Genomic DNA, 2,839 nt, shown 5'->3' with positions numbered 1-2,839 from the left:
TACTTTCCATATGGCGATGGTGTGGGGAAGAACACTTTAAGAGGGGACTGGGATACCCGGTCCCCCCCCCCCCCCGCCGCGGTGTCCGCCGCCGGGATGCGGGGCGGCGGAGTTCGGGGAAGGCGGATCGGACAGGCAGGTCGGTGAAACCGGGTCAGGAGTGGATCGCGCCCGCTGCGGTTCCCGGGGGCGACGGTGCGCACGCGACCCGGGTTTCCGGCGTGTTGACGATGCCGTCCTTGTGGTTCTGGCCGCTGTCGTACTCGTAGTAGAAGTACGAGTAGAACCCGATGTTCCCGTTGCAGCCGGAGTCGGAGGCGATCTGGTACGTCAGGGTCACCGTGCGGCTGGTGCCCGGCGCGATCGGGATCTCGTAGTTGACGCCCAGGCTCGTGGTGCCGGTGCCGCTACAGGAAGCGCCCTCGCCGGTGCACGAGGCGAAGCTGTACTTGAGGTCCTTGCGCTGCGTGGTGGTCCAGGTCGGCTGTACGGACTGGTAGATGAACCAGATGTCCGTGGCCTGGTTGTTCGTGAGAGTCATCGTCAGCGACACCGTCGAGCCCGGAGCCGACACCGGCTGGTCGATCGTGAAGCTCAGGTCGGGAGTCTCGGCGCCTGCCGGCTGTGCCGTGCTGAAGCAGGCGAGCACGACGGCGAGGATCGCGGAGAGACCGAAGCGTCTCAGATGTGTGATGCGCATGGGCCGGGAGGCTAGGTGACGTCCGCCGGCGGCGTCTGTACCGAACGGCGCCCGCGGCCCTCGCTCCGGCGTGAAACCGTCACGCCCCCGCACCGGCCTGCGCGGGACCGGTGCGTGCATCGGTTTCGGGCATATGCGCCGGGTGTCGCCCGGATGGGTGTTGTCCCGCCGTCCGTCGCCCTGCGTGCTCGACGCATCACTCAGGGCACGCCGACAATGGCCTATTCCGCGTGCATGACCACGATGGGCGGTCCGGTGCCCCGACCGCCCCGGCAGCGGTCGTCTCCCTCCGGCCCCCGGCGTGCGACCCGACCGCCACGGACGGACGATGAAGCCGATGAGCGGGGAGCGACGGTGAACAGGACGAAGGACGTCAGACAGGCTCCGGGTGGCCCCCTGGTGGTGCTGAGCGGCGTCAACAAGCACTTCGGTCCGCTGCACGTGCTCCGGGACATCGACCTGACCATCGACCGCGGCGAGGTGGTCGTGGTGATCGGACCGTCCGGCGGCGGGAAGTCCACGCTGTGCCGCGCCATCAACCGGCTGGAGACCATCGACGCGGGCGACATCGCCATCGACGGCAAGCCCCTGCCCGCGGAGGGCAGGGAGCTGGCCCGGCTGCGCGCGGACGTCGGCATGGTGTTCCAGTCCTTCAACCTCTTCGCCCACAAGACGGTGCTGCAGAACGTGACGCTGGGCCAGATCAAGGTCCGCAAGAAGGACAAGGCCACCGCCGAAGACCGGGCCCGCTCGCTGCTCGACCGGGTCGGCGTGGCCAACCAGGCGGACAAGTACCCGGCGCAGCTCTCCGGCGGCCAGCAGCAGCGCGTGGCCATCGCCCGAGCCCTGGCCATGGAACCGAAGATCATGCTCTTCGACGAACCGACCTCCGCACTCGACCCGGAGATGATCAACGAAGTGTTGGAGGTCATGCGACAACTGGCCCGTGACGGAATGACGATGGTCGTCGTGACCCACGAGATGGGCTTCGCGCGCTCGGCGGCCAACCGCGTGGTCTTCATGGCGGACGGACGGATCGTGGAGGAGACGACGCCCGACGCGTTCTTCAGCAACCCGCGGACCGAACGCGCGAGGGAATTCCTCGCCAAGATCCTGCACCACTGAGGCCGGTAGGGACGCACCGCACAGCCACCCCCACAGCTCTCCCCAGGGATGATCACCATGAATCTTCGTAAGATCACCGCCGCGACGGCCGCCGCGCTCGCCCTCTCCGTCGCCGCCACGGCCTGTGGGTCCGGCGGCGGAGGCGGTGCGGACGGCGGAGGGAAGAAGATCGCCGTCGGCATCAAGTTCGACCAGCCGGGCATCGGGCTGAAGACCCCGGACGGCAAGTACACCGGCTTCGACGTGGACGTCGCCACGTACGTCGCCAAGCAGCTCGGCTACGAGCCCGGTGACATCGTGTGGAAGGAAGCCAAGAGCGCCGACCGCGAGACGCTCCTCCAGCGCGGGGACGTCGCCTTCATCGCCGCCTCCTACTCGATCAACGACGAGCGGAAGAAGAAGGTCGACTTCGCCGGTCCGTACCTCCTCGCCCACCAGGACGTCCTCGTCCGCGCGGACGACGACTCCATCAAGTCCCCGGCGGACCTCAACAGCAAGAAGCTCTGCTCGGTCACCGGCTCCACCTCGGCACAGAACGTCAAGACGAGACTGGCGCCGCAGGCCCAGCTGCAGGAGTACGGCGGCTACTCCGAGTGCCTCACCGGCCTGGAGAACAAGGCCGTCGACGCCTTGACCACCGATGACTCGATCCTCGCCGGCTACGCCGCACAGGACCAGTTCAAGGGCAAGTTCAAGCTCGGCGGCTTCAAGATGAGCAACGAGAACTACGGCATCGGTGTGCAGAAGGGCGATACCGAGCTGAAGAACAAGATCAACGCCGCACTGCAGAAGATGGTCGACGACGGCACGTGGGAGGCCTACGTCAAGAAGAACTTCGGTCCGGCCAACTACCGCAACGAGCCTCCACCGAAGATCGGCGTCGTCGTCTCCTGAGCCCCTGCCCGTGGGGGGGGGGGGGCGGGGGGGGGGGGGGAAGGGAGGGGGACCAAACAAAAAAGAGGGGGAACACAGGTTGGTTTTTTTTCAGCTCATAACCGCTTGGGGGGGTTTTGT

At 67.0% G+C, this 2,839-nt stretch carries 3 protein-coding genes; 2 read left to right on the top strand and 1 reads right to left on the bottom strand.

Annotation, left to right across the window (positions count from 1 at the left end):
• Positions 1 to 154 precede the first annotated feature (154 nt).
• Positions 155 to 700 (bottom strand): hypothetical protein, encoded by a 546-nt coding sequence (locus ACFXOM_RS08250; RefSeq protein ID WP_384928629.1) that lies wholly within the window; start codon positions 698 to 700, stop codon positions 155 to 157.
• A gap of 396 nt (positions 701 to 1,096) precedes the next feature.
• Here ACFXOM_RS08250 and ACFXOM_RS08245 point away from each other — a divergent pair, with 396 nt between their 5' ends.
• Positions 1,097 to 1,825 (top strand): amino acid ABC transporter ATP-binding protein, encoded by a 729-nt coding sequence (locus ACFXOM_RS08245; RefSeq protein ID WP_384929015.1) that lies wholly within the window; start codon positions 1,097 to 1,099, stop codon positions 1,823 to 1,825.
• Between the two features lie 57 nt (positions 1,826 to 1,882).
• Complete coding sequence (locus ACFXOM_RS08240; protein ID WP_384928626.1) at positions 1,883 to 2,719, top strand: glutamate ABC transporter substrate-binding protein; 837 nt, start codon at positions 1,883 to 1,885, stop codon at positions 2,717 to 2,719.
• The last annotated feature ends 120 nt before the right edge of the window (positions 2,720 to 2,839 follow it).

The organism is Streptomyces sp. NPDC059169 (assembly GCF_042755225.1).
Classification (GTDB): Bacteria; Actinomycetota; Actinomycetes; order Streptomycetales; family Streptomycetaceae; genus Streptomyces.
Note: the sequence above shows the minus strand (reverse complement) of the source record. Positions and strands in the feature narration are given on the sequence as shown.

Excerpts from the sequence above, each read along its gene's own strand:
- ACFXOM_RS08250 (WP_384928629.1), bottom strand. The coding sequence starts at position 700 with ATGCGCATCACACATCTGAGACGCTTCGGTCTCTCCGCGATCCTCGCC.
- ACFXOM_RS08240 (WP_384928626.1), top strand. The coding sequence starts at position 1,883 with ATGAATCTTCGTAAGATCACCGCCGCGACGGCCGCCGCGCTCGCCCTC.